This is a genomic window from Vibrio sp. YQ_11 (assembly GCF_043103065.1).
Taxonomy (GTDB): Bacteria; Pseudomonadota; Gammaproteobacteria; order Enterobacterales; family Vibrionaceae; genus Vibrio; species Vibrio parahaemolyticus.
Genome location: NZ_JBICJM010000026.1, coordinates 36,365 through 51,429, shown reverse-complemented (window position 1 = coordinate 51,429; position 15,065 = coordinate 36,365). Strand labels below are relative to the sequence as shown.

The window sequence follows — 15,065 nt, the reverse complement described above, 5'->3', positions numbered from 1 at the left end:
GTATCGAATTGGATTATCATCAACGAGTGCCCACACAGATTGATAGGTCTATATTGTTAAAGAGCAACTCTTCTTTGTGATTGACATCACTTCGGAAGAGGCGGCCATTCTAGCGAGATAATTTATTGTGTCAAACACTTTCTTCAAATTATTTCGTTTTTCTTTTCAGCCTTATCAACTTCGCTTAAACCCTTGTGAGGCCTTGCCCTGTCGACGAGGAGGCATTATAGAGATCGCGCTCACATTGGCAAGTGTTATTTTTCAAAAGTTGCAAAAATAATGGTTAAACGATGAGTTTTCGATCAAACCTTTATTTATTCAACTTTACCCAAAACTATCAAACAACTTATCCACAGAGTTATCCTAAAATGTGTATTTTTAATACCATTACGCATGCCTATAAATAAAGAAAGCTGCGTGATCGCAGCTTTCTTCTATAGATAGATATATCTGTACCTAGATACCTGAACCATCTTGTTCATTACCATCATCTTCATGAAGTCCACATTCACGCTTTAAACCAAAGAAGCGAGTTTCTTCCTCTGACATTCCTGGCTCCCATTTACGTGTCGTATGTGTATCCCCAACAGACAAGTAACCTTCTTCCCAAAGTGGGTGATAGGTAAGACCATGTTGCTCGAGGTAGTAGTGAACATCTTTATTAGTCCAATCGATTACGGGCAGAAACTTAAACACGCCATTTTGAATCGACAGTATCGGTAAACCCGCTCGTGATTTACTTTGCTCTCTACGTAAACCTGAAAACCATGTTCCAACATTAAGTTCTTTCAATGCCCGACGCATTGGTTCGACTTTATTTATTTTGTTGTACTTCTCGATCCCCTCAACGCCCTGCTCCCATAATTTGCCATAACGTGCTTCTTGCCATTGAGCACTTTGCTCCGCTCGATAAACTTTTAGATTAAGGTTGAGTTTTTCTGTCAACTCATCAATAAAGCGATACGTTTCCGCAAACAGATATCCGGTATCCGTAAGAATAATTGGGATGTCAGGTTTTTCTTGAGTCACAAGATGAAGCATGACAGCGGCTTGGATACCAAAGCTTGAGGATACCGCAAACTCTCCATCCAGATTTTCCAAAGCCCACGTTACTCGCTCTTGTGCCGACAGCTGTTCAAGTTCGACATTGATTTGTGCAAGACGGAGTATTTGCTCCGTCTTTGTTAATGTCAGTAACTCCGCCAGCTCCGGTTTGGAAGCCACAGAATCAAGCATAGAAGTCCCTCTTTGATACGAACACTTCTTGAATGATGCCTGCACGAATGGTGAAATCGCCAAAGGCTTCGCCTTCCTCACGCTCTTTCGACCATCGAGCCACCAGCAGATCAATCTCTTCTAGGATTTGTTTATCCGTGATGTTCTCTTTATACATTTTAGGTACACGTGTACCAGCACGATTCCCCCCCAAATGTAAGTTGTAACGACCCGGCGCTTTACCTACCAGACCAATTTCAGCCAACATCGCACGGCCACAACCATTTGGGCACCCCGTCACGCGTAGAATGATATTGTCATTTTCTGGCAATCCGTGTTTTTCCAGAATGCCTTCAACATCCGTGACAAACTGAGGGAGGAAGCGTTCAGCTTCTGCCATCGCTAGAGGACAAGTTGGGAATGCCACGCACGCCATTGAGTTTTTACGTTGATCGCTGACGTTGTCATCCATTAAGCCATGTTCACGAGCGATCTTTTCAATCTTCGCTTTTTCGCTTTTAGGTACACCCGCAACAATTAGGTTTTGGTTGGCGGTCATACGGAAGTCGCCTTTGTGGATCTTCGCGATTTCAGCGACGCCCGTTTTCAGCGGCTTCCCCGGATAATCCAGCAATCGACCATTCTCGATAAATAACGCCAAGTGGAATTTACCATCGATACCTTCTACCCAACCAATACGGTCACCACGTTCAGTGAACTCATACGGGCGGCTAGCTTCAAACTGAATGCCCGCACGTTTTTCTACTTCTGCTTTAAAGACATCTGTACCGACGCGGTCGAGTGTGTATTTGGTTTTGGCGTTTTTACGGTTTGAACGGTTACCCCAGTCACGCTGAGTTGTCACAACTGCAGCCGCGACATCTAAGGTTTTTTCTAGAGGAATGAAACCAAAGTCATCAGCTCGACGTGGGTAAGTCGACGTATCGCCATGTGTCATCGCCAAACCACCACCCACTAGCACATTAAAGCCAACCAATTTGCCGTTATCGGCAATCGCAACGAAGTTCAAATCGTTCGCGTGGACATCCACATCATTTTGTGGAGGAATGACTACGGTTGTTTTGAACTTACGTGGTAAGTAAGTTTTGCCCAGAATCGGCTCATCTTCTTCGGTCGATTCGACTTTTTCTCCGTCTAACCAAATTTCAGCATACGCGCGAGTTTTAGGTAGAAGGTGTTCACTGATCTTCTTCGCCCACTCGTAAGCTTCTTGATGCAATTCAGACTCTACCGGGTTAGTGGTACACAGTACGTTACGGTTAACGTCTCCTGCTGTCGCGATTGAATCAATACCGATGCTGTTTAGCGTTTGGTGCATCAACTTGATATTTGGTTTTAGTACGCCGTGGAACTGAAACGTTTGACGCGTCGTCAGGCGAATACTTCCATATAACGAGTGTTCTGTAGCAAACTTGTCGATCGCCAGCCATTGTGTTGGCGTAATAATACCGCCAGGCATACGAGCACGAAGCATCACGTTATGAAGAGGCTCAAGCTTTTGCTTGGTGCGCTCGTTACGGATATCGCGATCGTCTTGCTGATACATACCGTGGAAACGAATAAGCTGGAAGTTATCCGCTGTAAAGCCGCCTGTGATTCGGTCTTGCAAGTCTTCGGCGATGGTTCCACGTAATAGATTGCTTTGTTTTTTTAGGCGTTCGTTATCAGATAGTGGCCCTAGCTCTTCGCCTAATACAATCTGCTTGTTATTTTCAGTAGAAAAAGTCATTAGTACACATCCCTCTGATAACGTTTCGCTTTACGTAAATCATTAATAAATTGTTCTGCATCGTCACGCGGCATCTTGCCTTCTTGCTCCGCAACAATGACCAATGCGTCATGTACGTCTTTCGCCATACGAGTCGCATCACCACATACATAGATGTAAGCGCCATCTTGAATCCACTGCCATACTTGCGCGGCGTTTTCTAAAATGCGGTGCTGTACATAAACCTTTTCTACTTGGTCACGACTGAAAGCAACATCTAAGCGGCTTAACACTCCCGACTTAAGGTATTTTTGCCATTCAACTTGGTACAAGAAATCTTGTGTGAACGTGCGATCACCAAAGAACAACCAGTTTTTACCTTCAGCATCGCGGTTTTCACGCTCTTGAATAAAGCTGCGGAATGGCGCAATACCAGTGCCCGGCCCAACCATGATGATCGGTGTAGTATCATCTTCTGGCAGTTTGAAGTTATTGTTGTTCTCAACAAATACTTTTACGTCACCGCCTTCTTCTAGACGTTGAGCCAAGAAGCTCGATGCGCCACCGTAACGTTTTTCATCATTGTGGTCATATTCAACCAATCCGACGGTAAGGTGCACTTCTTCATCCACTTCGGCTTGGCTAGAAGCAATAGAGTAAAGACGAGGCGTCAAACGGCGCAATAAACCAACCAACTCATCCGCGGTCAGTTTGGTTTTCTTCTCTGCGAATACATCAACAATTTGAGTGTTGGCTGAGTACTCACGAAGCTTGTCTTTATCTTCCACCAGTTTTTGTAGTTTCTTGCTACCAGATAACTCGGCAAACTTAGCCACTAGCTGTGGGTTAGATGTCGTGATCTCGAACTTACTCACCAAAGCACTATGAATCGATAAGCTTTCGCCATCAACATCAACTGTTTCAACACCAGACAAACCAACTTTACCTAGAATTTCATTAGCAAGCTCAGAGCTGTTTTCGTACCACACACCCAAAGCATCACCAGGTTGGTATGTCAGACCCGAACCATCTAGATCGATTTCGATATGGCGGACATCTTTACCCGAGTCTCGACCCGTGATCTTTTGGCTGGTGAGTAACGTCGCTGTGTATGGATTTTGTTTATTGTACTGAGAATGTGAAGCTGCCGCTTGTCCTACAGGAAGTTGAACAATTTCCGCTTCATTGCCAGAAGATAGTGCCTCTTTAACTTTACCTATCGCATTCTTGCGCCATTCTTCCGCTGCCGCTTCGTAATCAACATCGCAGTCAATACGGTCAATAAAAGACGTCGCGCCCAGTTTTGCTAAGTACGTGTCAAAGTCTTTACCTGTTTGGCAGAAGAACTCATAACTAGAATCACCCAATGCAATCACACCATATTGAAGGTTTGATAGCTTAGGTGCTTTCTTAGATTGTAAGAACTCGTGCAGCTCAATGGCATTGTCTGGCGCTTCACCTTCACCGTTGGTAGAAGCAACAATGATGACGTGCGTTTCTTTGGCTAAGTTTTTGCCTTTGTAGTCGCTTGCGTCAAACAGCTCTACTGCAATTCCTTCTGCTTTTGCTTCTTGTTCCAACGCTTCGGCAACACCTTTTGCGTTACCGGTTTGAGAAGCAAAAATGATGGTCAACTTACCGGCAGACTTTGCTGATACTGCGGCAGCAGCTTGGGCGATTGGTGTTGCCGCCGCACTTGGTTGATGTTGAGCTAAACCCCAAAAGTACCCACTGACCCAAGCAAGTTGCTGCGAAGACAACTCAGAGACAGTTTGTTGGAGTGAATTAAATTGTTGGTCATTCAGAGGGCTTGCGATCGGAGGATTTCCGCCTTGCCCATTATTATCTTCAGACACATTCTTGTGAGAATACTCATTCTTTTGAAAAGACATTATCACGACATCCCTATTCATTGCGTGACGATAGAGTACCCACTCTCCTTAATAACAAGAAAGAATAGAAGTGAATGTTTTATAACTTTTTGGAAGTAAGAACGGCTTACTTTTTGCTCAGCGATCTTCGATGCGGACTTGTTGAAAGCCCACCGCCATGGCTGATTTTGAGGCCGCATCTAAATCTTCATACAAACATTCTTCACCGTGACTGTCGGTCAGAAACACGAAACCACCTCGCGCGTGCCTAAACTCAACAACCCATCCACCTTCTTGGATTGCTGGCTCAATAATGGCTTCAACAAGCTGGTTTTCACGAAATAGATGTCTTAGTTCATTTATTGTCATCGCTATCCCTGCTCTAACTTTCCCATTGCTCCTAAATAAGCATGGTCTACCTGAACAAAATAGGGAGAGAAATTCGAATAGATATAATGAAGTGGTATAAAAAAACGCCACTTATATCGTGGCGTTTTTAAAACTGAAGAAAGGCGTCGAATTAAAATGAGTATTCCGCACTAACAAAGAAGCCATTTGCGAAGATAAACTCTTTACCTAAGCTTGAGAGAAACACTTCCGACTCTAAATCGATCACGCGGTATCCACCACGGAAAGCCAACTGAGCGTCTTGTAGTGGCACATGGTATTGAATGCCAGCCATTAAGTCCGTGCTCTTGATGCCTTTGTTGTCACCAAAGTTCATCTCACCAATCACATCAAAGTTCGTATTAGGCACTTGGATCTCTGCGTAGCCGTACCAAGCCCAGATAAGCTCATCAAACTCTTCAGTACGCTTATTTGTACCAGCATCAATGTATTTCGTATCGCTTAGATTGCTGAATGTAACACCCGCATCAAAATGCAATAGATCATGGTCTAGCACTTGGTAGTACATGGTTAAATCGAGTTTATCAAAGCCCATGTAATCAGCATCAACACTTGAGTAACGTAGACGTGCATTCGGTACGTATTTCACATCGTGCTCAATGGCAGCGTAAAAAGTACCCGTTGTACTGCTATCTCTTCTTACTTCATTAACTTTTGTATCTGCACCCCATACTTCTGCCCCCACTTTTGCGGAAAAAGAAGATTCTGCGAATGTAGGAAGAGATGCGGCTAATGATAATGCTGTTAAAGCGATGGTCGCTTTATTTGTCATGGAATGTGTACTCCGAGATAGCTGATATTCAACAATGAGGGCGTGAGGGGAAATATACCATACTCTCACGCCTCGCTATCAACTAAATCGTCTATACCCAACTATTTATAACGCGGTTGGGCAACGAAGTTTTTAAAGAACCAAATACCCAATGCGATGACTATCAGCCATGGTAATAGTTTGAGTACCGCGCCGATCATGCCAAGTAAAAACATCACAACCAACGCAATACCTGTTGCTGCGAACACTGTCATCATCGTGATGCCTGTTACTAATAAGGTCGCGGCAAATACTAAAATAAAGATCAGCTCCAACATAATCACTTCTCCATTTGTTTTAAACGACTAGAGCAGTTTCCATACCAACTTATCCAAAACAAATTAAGATTATGATTTTTAAATAAAAATAAAGCCAGAGACATTTCTGCGTTCTGGCTTCGCTGTCCGTAAGTTGGTATTTTTAGCCAACCACTGGTGAATTTTACACATTCAGCTCTTTTGGAATCTTCGCTAACGCATCCTGCAGCACTTCTAGGCCAGAACCTGGCTTGTGCGCATTTTCACTGATGTGACGACGCCATTGGCGAGCACCCGGCATATTTTGGAACAAACCCAACATATGACGCGTGATATGACCAAGATACGCACCTTTCGCAAGCTGCGCTTCAATGTATGGGTACATCTCTTCAACAATTTCACTGCGCTTCTTCACCGGAGCATTAGAACCAAACAGTTCTTGGTCTACCGAGGCAAGCAAGTAAGGGCTTTGGTAAGCTTCACGGCCAATCATCACACCATCTAGGTGCTGGAGGTGCACTTTTGCTTCTTCCAGAGATTTCACACCACCATTAATAGCAATAGTTAAGTGAGCAAAATCTTGCTTCAATTGGTAAGCACGTGGGTAGTCCAGCGGCGGAATCTCGCGGTTTTCTTTCGGGCTCAGACCACTTAGCCACGCTTTACGCGCGTGAATAGTGAACTGCTCACAGCCGCCTTTCTCAGAGACGATCGATACGAAGTCCGTTAGGAACTCATAAGAATCTTGATCGTCAATGCCAATACGTGTTTTAACCGTAACAGGAACATCAACCACCTCTTTCATTGCAGCGACACACTCCGCGACCAATTGCGGCTCCGCCATCAGGCAAGCACCAAAGCGACCGTTTTGCACACGATCAGATGGACAACCCACATTTAGGTTGATCTCATCATAGCCACGTTCTTGCGCCAACTTGGCACACTTGGCCAAATCTTCTGGGTTTGAACCACCCAACTGAAGGGCTAACGGATGTTCCTCTTCGTTGTAAGCGAGGAAATCTCCTTTTCCATGAATGATCGCACCTGTCGTCACCATTTCAGTGTACAGCAGGGTTTCTTTGGTCATTAAGCGATGGAAGTAGCGACAATGACGATCGGTCCAATCTAACATTGGTGCTACGGAGAGCCTGCAAGAATGAGTCATGATTTAAACACCCGTTTTTATGTTGCTAAGGTCGAGCGCAGCAGTACGCTCAAAAAATAAGTCGGGTATTGTATACCCAGTGTCCAGCGGATGCGAGCGTTGCCCATCAATCAAAGAAAAGTGAACAAGGGACGATTCCGGCACGGTTATCTCGTTCTGTGATGGCTATTCCGGCTTCAGACCCTGTGCGACTTGCTTTAATTCATGATTTTCGTTCTGATAGTGGGTAAAATGAAGCATTTCTAAACGAACTTCGTATAGAAATGATTTATCATAGAGCACGTCCGATAGTTATGGTGAAAGGTTTGAACCCAACAATCATTGAACAAATTGAAAGTATCTGCGCAGAGCGTGGAGTAAGATTGACTCCGCAACGCCGACGCGTGTTTGAACTCATTTGTTCTAATCGCCGCGCCTCAAGTGCGTATGAGCTATTGGAGCAACTAAAAGAGAGTGAGCCTCAGGCCAAGCCTCCAACTGTTTATCGAGCGTTAGATTTTCTCTTAGAGCAAGGTTTTATCCACCGAGTGGAATCGACAAATAGCTTTATTACTTGTTGTTCTTTCAATACTCAACAGCACTTTTTCCAATTACTAATTTGCGATAAATGTGGTGATGTCGTTGAACTCGAAGATGAGACACTGATATCCTTGTTAGCTGAAAACGCCGAGAAGCATGGATTCAAACTGACCAACCAAGTTATTGAAACTCATGGTGAATGCCAGGCCTGTTCCTCCGAGACGAAAGAAAAAGTATAGAAGAACGTTATGCGCGCTGAATTTGTAAACCCGTTTTTAGCTTCTTTAATGAACGTGCTAAAAACCATGGCTTCTCTTGAGCTGAAGCCACAAAAACCGCGAATCAAGAAGGATGAGATCGCACGAGGTGACGTTTCTGGTTTGATTGGCATGGTTGGCCCACAAACACGTGGTTCAATGTCAATTACCTTTGATGAAGCGTTAGCGCTAGAAATCATGCAGAACATGCTTGGTGAGCGTCCAAACGGACTCAACGAAGAAGTGACCGATATGGTGGGTGAGATCACCAACATGGTTACTGGTGGTGCGAAGCGCATTTTGGCTGAAAGCGGTTTTGATTTTGATATGGCGACACCCGTTGTGGTATCTGGCCGAGGCCATACGATTCGCCACAAGTGTGAAGGTTCAATCATCATCATGCCTTTCTCTTCCCAGTGGGGAAATGCCTTTATCGAAATCTGCTTCGAATAAAAGAGAAAAAATAGGTTGGCCAGTGCCAACCTATTTTGTTTCTGCCTCAGGCAATAAAAAGGTCAGCATTTGCTGACCTTTTCTTTTTCTATTCAAACATTCACTAAGCTTTGAACGCTTTAAATGCGTTGATTAGACCGTTTGTTGAGCTGTCGTGCGAGTTGATTTGAGACGCATCTGCAAGCTCAGGTAGGATTTGGTTAGCCAGTTGTTTACCTAGCTCTACGCCCCATTGGTCAAAGCTGAAGATGTTCCAGATAACACCTTGTACGAAGATTTTGTGTTCGTACATCGCAATCAAGTTACCTAGCGTACGAGGCGTGATTTGCTTCACTAGGATAGAGTTTGTTGGACGGTTACCTTCAAACACTTTGAATGGCGCAATCGCTGCCACTTCTTCAGCGTTCTTACCTGCTTTCACCAACTCTTCTTTCACGGTTTCTTCACTCTTACCAAACGCTAGTGCTTCAGTTTGCGCAAAGAAATTCGACATCAGTTTTTGGTGGTGGTCACCCGCAGGATTGTGGCTGATTGCAGGTGCAATGAAGTCACATGGGATCAGCTTCGTGCCTTGGTGAATGAGCTGATAGAAAGCGTGCTGACCGTTAGTACCTGGTTCACCCCAAATGATTGGGCCTGTTTGGTAAGTCACTGTATTGCCTTCACGGTCAACATATTTACCGTTTGACTCCATGTTACCTTGCTGGAAGTACGCCGCGAAACGGTGCATGTACTGATCGTAAGGTAGAATAGCTTCTGATTCCGCACCGTGGAAGTTGTTGTACCAAATACCGATAAGCGCAAGGATCACAGGGATGTTGCTTTCTAGATCTGTTGATACAAAGTGCTTGTCCATCTCGTGAGCGCCATCAAGCAGCTCAACGAAGTTGTCGTAGCCTACCGCTAATGCGATAGACAGACCGATCGCAGACCATAGTGAGTAACGACCACCAACCCAGTCCCAGAATTCGAACATGTTCGCTGTATCGATACCAAATTCAGACACGGCTGTCGCATTCGTTGAAAGCGCAGCAAAGTGCTTAGCCACGTGAGCTTGATCGCCTGCTGACTCTAAGAACCAATCACGTGCTGTGTGCGCGTTAGTCATGGTTTCTTGCGTTGTGAACGTCTTAGACGCGATCAAGAATAACGTCGTTTCTGGGTTAACTTTCTTCAACGTTTCAACGATGTGAGTACCATCAACGTTAGATACGAAGTGAAGATTTAGATGATTTTTGTACGGTGCTAGTGCTTCCGTCACCATGTAAGGGCCAAGGTCAGAACCACCGATACCGATGTTCACAATATCTGTAATTGCTTTACCAGTGTAACCTTTCCACTCACCGCCGATAACGCGGTCAGTGAATGATTTCATTTTTTCTAGAACCGCGTTCACTGCTGGCATTACGTCTTCGCCGTCTACCATTACTGGAGTGTTCATGCGGTTACGTAGTGCAGTGTGAAGAACAGCGCGACCTTCTGTTTGGTTGATCGCTTCGCCACTGAACATCGCTTCAATTGCAGATTTCAGCTCAGTCTCGTTCGCAAGAGCGAACAGGTGCTTCAGAGTTTCCTCATTGATGAGGTTCTTTGAGTAATCGACTAGGATGTCTGAGCCGAAACGTGCAGAGTATTTGTCGAAACGCGCTGCGTCTTGAGCAAATAACTCTTTAAGATCCATATCTTGTGCAGATTCGAAATGCGCCGTTAGCGCTTTCCAAGCTTGTGTTTGCGTTGGATTGATATTTTTCAACATGGTCTTTATCCCGATGTTACAGTAGGTTCCATTCCTTACAGTCTAGCGAAAACTGTGGAATCCCCGATTTAGCAAATAGAATATTAATTAGATGTTTGGGCGAATTGCCACAAAACAAGTCTTTGTAATTTTTTTTCAGGCGCCAATTATGACCGAGTGCTTTTACACTCACATTGAGTTAGGTCACGTTCCCTGCCCTGAATTTGAACAATTCATTTATGGTGGCAAGAATCATATCATTTACTTATGACAGGCTCTAATTGGAATAGGATAGACGCCAATTTATAAATTTCCAAAGGAACACGTATGTGGGCACAAAAAACACTGCAATTAAAAGCGAGAAGTCGCGGTTTTCATCTAATTACTGATGAAATTGAACAACAATTACCGCAAATACACGAGCTTTCAGTAGGTTTGTTACATCTATTTATTCAGCATACCTCCGCCAGTCTGACCTTAAATGAGAATGCAGACCCAACTGTGCGCATGGACATGGAAGCGCATTTCAACAAGTTCGTGCCGGAGAGAGCTCCTTATTATCAGCACACCTATGAAGGTGATGACGACATGCCAGCACACATTAAAGCATCGCTGCTTGGCAGTAGTGTGACGATACCAATCCAAAATGGTCGATTAGCATTAGGAACATGGCAAGGTATTTACTTGGGAGAGCACCGAGACTTTGGCGGAAGCCGACGCATCATTGCAACCATCAATGGCGAGTAAGAGAGGTAAAAAAAGGCTAACCGTAAGATTAGCCTTTGTTTTTGTCATCTTGCTTAGAAGGGTTGATTAATCATCACTCGGAACGTCCCTTCGTCTGCGCCCTTGGCAACTTCAGCGCGAACCACAACACCTTCAACTTGGAAACGAACCGCGCCACCGACGCTCCATTTCATGTCTTCATGGAGTGTTTTTAAATCGTATTCGTCAGCAACTCGCCCCACCTCAACAAACGCTACCCATTGCCACCAAGGCATATCGTAGTAATTGATAATGGGAATATCGTCCAGAGGCTGCCAGTCTGGTAATACCCGATATTCGGCAGAATAGTGAATTGCAGAGCGTCCATGGTAACGACCCGCGGTATAGCCTCTCAAACGGTACAACCCACCCAAGCGAACTTGTTCCTGTTCTGGCGGACGACTACAAACAACACCATCACATTGATTCCAAGTTGGTGTGTCGGCTGTATAAAAATCCAAGGCAAGTACTTGTTGATCAAACCAATCCCCAAGAGGCCCCAGCGAGTAATATTGGCTATTTTGGAATTCCCACTTGAGCCACAGATCCTCTGATTGCCAACTTTCTGCGCCCGTAGTCAAATTCAAAGAGGTATGCGAGCCTCGGGTCGTGTTACGTGCGCTATCGCGGTTGTCCCAATCAAAACCCAATGTAAAACCGTAAGCTTGCTCTTTCCTATCATTGTATACATCCAACGCTCGTGATGAATAAAAAGGCGTCAGCAGGATAGAGCTAACGCCCGACGCCAAAGGCGATGCATAGCGAACGTCGCGGCTGGGTAGAAACGCGCCTTTCAAACCATGATCTTTCACCGCACCCCACGGCAACAGGTATTTGAATTCGAACTTATACTTTTGCTCATCACTGTTTGTGATCGTCTGAGATTCAAACGACGAGTTGTTATCGCCTTGCTCACCTAAGTAATAGGGACTGTCATTAAAACGAGCTTGGTACATCTGAGTACTGAACAGCACATTGGGGGAGAGCGCATAATTAAATGCAGAGAGGAAACCAATATAGCTGTCTTTCTCTGAATACAGCCCCATACCAAATAGTGCTGCTTGAGGCTGACCAACCCCTTTAGCAACCCCTGCGACTCCAACGGTACTGCCCAACGTATCGGTACTGAAATAGAACGGGACGAAAGCTGAGTCTTTCTCTGAACTTAGCACCGGAGAAGACAAAAAAATGCTGGCAGAAAGTGCCAGCATTGAGGTGATTCGTTTATTCATGGATTACTTGGTATATTCCATTTCGACACGAGGCGTCAATTTGGTCACCAACTCATAAGCTATCGTACCAATGTGATTCGCAACCTCTTCGACAGGTAATTCTTTACCCCAAAGAATCGCTTCGTCACTGACCTTATCTGTGGCATCAGGACCTAAATCTACCGTCAGCATATCCATTGATACTCGACCCGCAATCGGTACTGTACGCCCATTCACCCACACCGGTGTACCATTGGGTGCACTTCTTGGGTAGCCGTCGCCATAGCCCACTGCAATAACGCCGACTTTTGTGTCGCGTTCACTTGTCCAGATACCACCGTACCCCACGCTTTCACCTTTCTTGACTTCACGAACCGCAATAAGATGAGACTTCAACGTCATCACTGGTTGGTAACCCAAATCTTGAGCCGTTTTGTCGCTAAATGGTGATACGCCGTACATAATAATGCCCGGACGAACCCACTCTAATTGGCTTTGAGGCCATGCTAATAAACCCGCAGATGCCGCTAGCGAGCGCTCGCCCTGACAGCCCGAGGTTAATGACATAAACAGCTCAATTTGTTGCGGCGTGATGCTGCTATCAAGCTCATCCGCACAACCAAAATGACTCATGTATCGCAATGGCTTCGCCACATTCGGGCACGTTTTTAAGCGAGAAATGAACTCATCATACTGCTCCGGGCGAACGCCCAAACGATGCATACCACTGTCGATCTTCAACCAAACGACCACTGGCGTTTCTAAATCCGCCTGTTCCAACGCGATAAGTTGCTCTTCACAGTGCACCACGGTTTGGATGTTGTTCGTCACTAACACAGGCAGATCGCCCGGCGAATAAAAACCTTCGAGTAAGAGAATTGGCTTTACCACGCCACAAGCGCGCAGTTGCAACGCTTCTTCAATGCGAGCCACACCAAAGGCATCGGCATGGTTAGCATGTTTCGCCACATGACGTAGACCATGGCCATAACCGTTGGCTTTCACTACCGCCATCACTTTACTTTCTGGTGCTTGCGCTTTCACACGCTGCAAGTTGTGCTGCAACGCAGACAAGTCAATGCATGCTTTTGCGGCTTTCATGTAGCTCATAGCATTACTCATCATCAATATCGAATGCTGGACCCGCGTAATTATCAAAGCGCGAGTGTTGTCCTTGGAATGTTAAACGCACCGAGCCAATAGGACCGTTACGTTGTTTACCGATAATTATTTCCGCCGTGCCTTTGTATGGGCTATCTGGGTGATAGACCTCATCACGGTAGATGAACATGATCAAGTCGGCATCCTGCTCGATGGAACCCGATTCACGCAAGTCCGAGTTAACAGGTCGTTTATCCGCTCGTTGCTCTAGGGAACGGTTTAGCTGCGATAGTGCAACGACAGGCACGTTCAACTCTTTCGCCAGTGCTTTAAGCGAGCGAGAAATCTCGGCAATCTCAAGAGTACGGTTATCGGTTAGCGAAGGTACGCGCATCAACTGAAGGTAGTCGACCATGATCATTGACAGACCTCCGTGCTCACGAGCAACACGACGGGCACGTGAACGCACTTCGGTTGGCGTTAAGCCTGAACTGTCATCGATGTACATATTTTTCTTCTGCATCAGGATACCCATGGTAGAAGAAATTCGTGCCCAGTCTTCATCATCCAACTGACCCGTACGGATCTTGGTTTGATCTACGCGAGACAAGGATGCCAACATACGCATCATCAACTGTTCCGCCGGCATCTCTAACGAGAAGATCAAAACGGGTTTGTCTTGCTGCATTGCCGCGTTTTCACACAAGTTCATCGCAAAGGTGGTTTTACCCATCGATGGACGCGCGGCCACGATAACTAAGTCAGAACCTTGGAGACCCGCGGTCTTTTTGTTGAGGTCAGTAAAACCAGTATCGACACCTGTCACGCCATCTTGCGGCGTTTTGTACAGCAGTTCGATACGTTCTAGCGTCTTTTCTAGGATGTTGTCGACGTTTTGCGGACCTTCATTTTCACTGGTGCGAGACTCGGCGATAGCAAAAACTTTACTCTCCGCCATGTCTATCAAATCTTCAGAACTGCGACCTTGAGGATCGTAACCCGCGTCCGCAATTTCGTTCGCAACACCAATCAAACCACGGACGATCGCACGTTCAGCCACGATATCTGCGTAGGCATTAATGTTGGCAGCACTGGGCGTGTTTTTCGCTAAGTCAGCAAGGTAAGCAAAACCACCCACATCTTCTAGTTGCTCGTGTCGCTCTAGGTGCTCAGACAGAGTGATAAGGTCAAGCGGTTTGCCCGACTCAAGAATGGTTTTCACACCTTCAAAAATAAGACGGTGCGGACGGCTATAGAAATCACTGGCGACAACTCGCTCAGCAACGGTATCCCAACGTTCATTGTCCAGTAAGAGACCACCAATCACTGATTGCTCTGCTTCTAGTGAGTGAGGTGGCACTTTGATTGCGTCGACCTGACTATCTGAAGGTTTGCGATTTCTGTTTTCCGCCATGACTTTGCTCGATAACTACTAATGACCCACGATTATAACCTTAAAGTTAACTAAGATGCTTCCCCGAAGCGACAATTACTTGTTAAGAAATCAACATGCCGATAGCTAGCCTAAACGTTTTAAATTCACCCCTCTCATCAAAACATATAACCCT

Annotated in this window: 14 protein-coding genes; 3 read left to right on the top strand and 11 right to left on the bottom strand. The window is 45.5% G+C overall.

What is annotated here, in order from left to right; translation table 11 throughout:
- Positions 1 to 456: 456 nt before the first annotated feature.
- The 7 genes from ACF8EG_RS11625 to dusA all read right to left on the bottom strand — a co-directional run bounded on the left by ACF8EG_RS11625 (position 457) and on the right by dusA (position 7,456).
- The gene (locus tag ACF8EG_RS11625; protein WP_053805508.1) at positions 457 to 1,236 is read right to left on the bottom strand and encodes a phosphoadenylyl-sulfate reductase; all 780 of its coding nucleotides are present in this window, start codon (positions 1,234 to 1,236) and stop codon (positions 457 to 459) included.
- Entirely contained in the window at positions 1,229 to 2,965 is a 1,737-nt protein-coding gene (gene cysI / locus ACF8EG_RS11620) for an assimilatory sulfite reductase (NADPH) hemoprotein subunit (protein ID WP_069507334.1), read from the bottom strand. Before cysI ends, ACF8EG_RS11625 begins: the two co-directional genes overlap by 8 nt.
- Positions 2,965 to 4,836 (bottom strand): assimilatory sulfite reductase (NADPH) flavoprotein subunit, encoded by a 1,872-nt coding sequence (locus ACF8EG_RS11615; protein ID WP_069507333.1) that lies wholly within the window; start codon positions 4,834 to 4,836, stop codon positions 2,965 to 2,967. Before ACF8EG_RS11615 ends, cysI begins: the two co-directional genes overlap by 1 nt.
- 117 nt (positions 4,837 to 4,953) lie before the next feature.
- Entirely contained in the window at positions 4,954 to 5,184 is a 231-nt protein-coding gene (locus ACF8EG_RS11610; RefSeq protein WP_005455817.1) for a hypothetical protein, read from the bottom strand.
- 151 nt (positions 5,185 to 5,335) lie between these two features.
- The gene (locus ACF8EG_RS11605; protein WP_005455819.1) at positions 5,336 to 5,995 is read right to left on the bottom strand and encodes a TIGR04219 family outer membrane beta-barrel protein; all 660 of its coding nucleotides are present in this window, start codon (positions 5,993 to 5,995) and stop codon (positions 5,336 to 5,338) included.
- Between the two features lie 101 nt (positions 5,996 to 6,096).
- Positions 6,097 to 6,312 carry an envelope stress response protein PspG gene (gene pspG, locus ACF8EG_RS11600; protein WP_005496590.1) on the bottom strand — a complete coding sequence of 72 codons (216 nt, stop codon included), beginning with the start codon at positions 6,310 to 6,312 and terminating at the stop codon, positions 6,097 to 6,099.
- A gap of 163 nt (positions 6,313 to 6,475) precedes the next feature.
- On the bottom strand, positions 6,476 to 7,456 hold the full coding sequence (gene dusA / locus ACF8EG_RS11595; protein WP_017449471.1) for a tRNA dihydrouridine(20/20a) synthase DusA: 981 nt from the start codon (positions 7,454 to 7,456) through the stop codon (positions 6,476 to 6,478).
- Positions 7,457 to 7,749: 293 nt separating this feature from the next.
- Here dusA and zur point away from each other — a divergent pair, with 293 nt between their 5' ends.
- Complete coding sequence (gene zur, locus ACF8EG_RS11590; RefSeq protein ID WP_005381268.1) at positions 7,750 to 8,214, top strand: zinc uptake transcriptional repressor Zur; 465 nt, start codon at positions 7,750 to 7,752, stop codon at positions 8,212 to 8,214.
- A gap of 9 nt (positions 8,215 to 8,223) precedes the next feature.
- On the top strand, positions 8,224 to 8,685 hold the full coding sequence (locus ACF8EG_RS11585) for a chemotaxis protein CheX (protein WP_005381269.1): 462 nt from the start codon (positions 8,224 to 8,226) through the stop codon (positions 8,683 to 8,685).
- A gap of 103 nt (positions 8,686 to 8,788) precedes the next feature.
- Here ACF8EG_RS11585 and pgi read toward each other — a convergent pair whose 3' ends face one another.
- Complete coding sequence (gene pgi, locus ACF8EG_RS11580) at positions 8,789 to 10,441, bottom strand: glucose-6-phosphate isomerase (RefSeq protein ID WP_069507332.1); 1,653 nt, start codon at positions 10,439 to 10,441, stop codon at positions 8,789 to 8,791.
- Positions 10,442 to 10,747: 306 nt separating this feature from the next.
- Between pgi and ACF8EG_RS11575 the strand changes: the two genes are divergently transcribed.
- Positions 10,748 to 11,167 (top strand): secondary thiamine-phosphate synthase enzyme YjbQ, encoded by a 420-nt coding sequence (locus ACF8EG_RS11575; protein ID WP_005496585.1) that lies wholly within the window; start codon positions 10,748 to 10,750, stop codon positions 11,165 to 11,167.
- Between the two features lie 53 nt (positions 11,168 to 11,220).
- On the opposite strand, the gene ACF8EG_RS11570 is transcribed toward ACF8EG_RS11575, so the two are convergent.
- The 3 genes from ACF8EG_RS11570 to ACF8EG_RS11560 are packed head-to-tail and all read right to left on the bottom strand — an operon-like array spanning position 11,221 to position 14,911.
- A complete protein-coding gene (locus ACF8EG_RS11570) occupies positions 11,221 to 12,417 on the bottom strand; it encodes a BamA/TamA family outer membrane protein (protein WP_069507331.1) in 1,197 nt (398 codons plus the stop codon).
- 3 nt (positions 12,418 to 12,420) lie between these two features.
- The gene (gene alr, locus ACF8EG_RS11565; protein ID WP_005496583.1) at positions 12,421 to 13,497 is read right to left on the bottom strand and encodes an alanine racemase; all 1,077 of its coding nucleotides are present in this window, start codon (positions 13,495 to 13,497) and stop codon (positions 12,421 to 12,423) included.
- Between the two features lie 13 nt (positions 13,498 to 13,510).
- Complete coding sequence (locus ACF8EG_RS11560) at positions 13,511 to 14,911, bottom strand: replicative DNA helicase (protein ID WP_005455859.1); 1,401 nt, start codon at positions 14,909 to 14,911, stop codon at positions 13,511 to 13,513.
- Between the last annotated feature and the right edge of the window lie 154 nt (positions 14,912 to 15,065).